Below are 2,988 nucleotides of genomic sequence, written 5' to 3' on the forward strand. Positions count from 1 at the left end.
ATCAAGGCCAGCCCGAACCATGTCAGGGCATAGGCCAGATGGTTGTTGTGGAACGAAACGACCGTCAGGCCGCCGACCGGCCACCCTCCCGGATTGGGCGCGGCATCGGCATCGATGAAATAAGGAGCGACCTGCCCGAGGCATTGCGTCGTGGCGATCGCCTGCACATCGCGCGAATACCAGCGGTTGGCGGCCGGATCGTTGTTGCGCAGGAAGCCGCCCTTCGGTTCGGTCAGGCGCAGCAGGCCGCGAATTCCGGTGTGATCGCCCGAGGGCTTGCCTGCGAGGCGGGTTGCCGGATCGCGCTTGTCCGTCGGCACGAAGCCCCTGTTCACCAGAATCGTGAAGCCATCATCCGCTCGGAACGGCGCCATTACCCAGAAACCACCGCCGCGATCGGTGACCGCCTGGACCAGGGTCTCGCGATCACCGAGGAACCGGCCCGTGACGGCAAGCTGGCGATACTCATCATCCCTGGCGTTGATCTCTGGCCAGGCCGAAGGCGCCGGGGCGGCCACAGGTACCGCCTTGAGACGCTGGTCGACACGCTCGATCAGGTCGAGCTTCCAGACGCGGCGCTCCAGCTGCCAGATACCGAGCGCCGAGAACCCTGCGACGCCGATGGCACCGCAAAGGCAAAGCACCAACAGCGTCCATGGTGAACGCGTAACCCTTTGGCCGTCGCCTGTATTCGAATGCGGTGTCGTCCGCGCCTGTTCATCCAAAGCCAGGTCCCTCTCTCAGGGTATCTGACTCATGTCATGGCCGGGCATCATGTTGGCGTTCAGATGGTACATGACCCAGAGCGAGCCCGTCAGCGCGATCACCACCAGGATGAGGGTGAAGATCAGGGCCATCATGGTCCAGCCGCTCTCCGACCTGGTGTTCATATGCAGAAAGAACACCATGTGGACGATGATTTGCACGACGGCGAAGGCCATGATGGCAATCGCCGAAGCCATCTGATTGCCGAGTGCGTTGGTCATGACCAGCCAGAAGGGAATGGCGGTCAGCACGACGGACAGGCCGAAGCCTGTCAGATAGCCGCGCAGCGAGCCGTGATCGACGCCGTGACGCGCGTGGCTCTGGTCGCTGGTGTCTGTGTGGTGGCCGGCGCTCATCGCAACATTCCCATCAGATAAACGAAGGTAAAGACGCCGATCCAGATGACGTCAAGGAAGTGCCAGAACATGCTCAGGCACATCAGGCGCCGCTGGTTCGCGGCGATCAGCCCGTGCCTGGAGACCTGCACCATCAGCACCACCAGCCAGACCAGGCCGAAGGTGACGTGCAGGCCGTGCGTTCCGACCAGCGTGAAGAACGATGACAGGAAGCCGCTGCGCTGCGGCGTCGCCCCCTCGTGGATGAAATGGGCGAATTCGTAGAGTTCGATGCTGAGAAAGGCGAGGCCGAACAGGCCAGTGATCACCAGCCACACCTGCATGGGTTTCACCCGTCCCTTCGCCATCTCCAGCATCGCGAAGCCGTAAGTGATGGAGGACAGGAGCAGCATGGTGGTGTTCAGCGCGACCAGCGGAAGATCGAACAGATCCTTCGGCGCGGGTCCGGCCGCGTAATTGCCACCGAGCACGCCGTAGACCGCGAACAGCATCGCGAAGATGAGGCAGTCGCTCATCAGGTAGATCCAGAAGCCGAGCATGGTGCTGCTGCCGCTCTCGGCATGGCCGTGGTCGTCTTCCAGGTGGAAGACCGTGTCGTCGATCACCGTGTCGGCGTGTGCCATGGTGCTTATCCCGCCTGGCTGGTGGCTGCGAGCAGGCGTGTCCGCTCGTCCTCGACGCGGGTGACGTCACTGGACGGAATGTGGAAGTCCCGGTCGTAGTTGAAGGTATGCGCGATGGCGTAGCCGATCAGGGCGACGAAGCTGACGATCGCCAGCCACCAAATGTACCAGATGAGCGCCATGGCAAGCACCACGCTCAACCCGGCCAGGACGACGCCGGCTCCGGTGTTGCGCGGCATGTGGATGTCGCGGAAGCCCGTCAACGGACGCTGGTAGCCGCGATTCTTCATGTCCGCCCAGGCGTCGAGATCGTGGACGACGGGCGTGAAGGCGAAATTGTAGGCCGGGGGCGGCGACGAGGTTGCCCATTCGAGGGTGCGCCCGTCCCACGGATCGCCGGTATCGTCGCGAAGCTGCTCGCGCCGGCGCACGCTGACGAAGATCTGGATGAGGAAGGACAGGATCCCAAGCAGGATCAGGAAGGCGCCGAAGGCGGCGATGATGAACCAGATCTGCAGCGAGGGATCCTCAAAGGTGCGCAGCCGGCGCGTTACGCCCATCAAGCCGAGGATGTAGAGCGGCATGAAGGCGAACCAGAAGCCGACCACCCAGAACCAGAACGACATCTTTCCCCAGAACGGATCGAGCCGGAAGCCGAATGCCTTGGGGAACCAGTAGCTGATGCCGGCAAACAGGCCGAACAGCACGCCGCCGATGATGACGTTGTGGAAATGCGCGACCAGGAACAGGCTGTTGTGGAGCACGAAGTCGGCCGGCGGAACCGCGAGCAGCACGCCGGTCATGCCGCCGACGACGAAGGTCAGCATGAAGGCGACCGTCCACATCATCGGCAGTTCGAAGCGGATGCGGCCGCGGTACATGGTGAACAGCCAGTTGAATATCTTGGCGCCTGTCGGGATCGAAATGATCATCGTTGTGATGCCGAAGAACGAGTTGACGCTCGCTCCCGATCCCATGGTGAAAAAGTGATGCAGCCAGACCAGGTAGGACAGGATGGTGATGACGACGGTCGCGTAGACCATCGACGTGTAGCCGAAGAGCCGCTTGCCGCAGAAGGCCGAGGTCACTTCCGAAAATATGCCGAAGGCCGGCAGGATCAGGATGTAGACCTCGGGGTGGCCCCAGATCCAGATCAGGTTCACGTACATCATCGGATTGCCGCCGAAGTCGTTCGTGAAGAAGTTGGTGCCGACATAGCGGTCGAGAGCCAGCAGGGCCAGCAC

At 62.3% G+C, this 2,988-nt stretch carries 4 protein-coding genes; all 4 read right to left on the reverse strand.

All coding sequences use genetic code 11. The features are described 5' to 3' along the window. On the reverse strand, window positions 1-644 hold a 644-nt coding region (locus EN939_RS27725), incomplete at its 3' end, for an SURF1 family protein (RefSeq protein WP_164751274.1). 96 nt (window positions 645-740) lie between these two features. Then, entirely contained in the window at window positions 741-1,121 is a 381-nt protein-coding gene (cyoD, locus tag EN939_RS27730) for a cytochrome o ubiquinol oxidase subunit IV (protein WP_127270910.1), read from the reverse strand. After that, complete coding sequence (cyoC, locus tag EN939_RS27735; RefSeq protein ID WP_127270912.1) at window positions 1,118-1,744, reverse strand: cytochrome o ubiquinol oxidase subunit III; 627 nt, start codon at window positions 1,742-1,744, stop codon at window positions 1,118-1,120. The genes cyoD and cyoC overlap by 4 nt, the downstream gene beginning before the upstream one ends. Before the next feature lie 5 nt (window positions 1,745-1,749). Then, a partial coding sequence (locus EN939_RS27740; protein ID WP_206528355.1) for a cbb3-type cytochrome c oxidase subunit I occupies window positions 1,750-2,988 on the reverse strand: 1,239 nt, incomplete at its 5' end.

Origin of the sequence: Mesorhizobium sp. M7A.F.Ca.CA.002.05.1.1, from assembly GCF_003998335.1 — a bacterium.
In the GTDB taxonomy this organism is placed as follows: domain Bacteria; phylum Pseudomonadota; class Alphaproteobacteria; order Rhizobiales; family Rhizobiaceae; genus Mesorhizobium.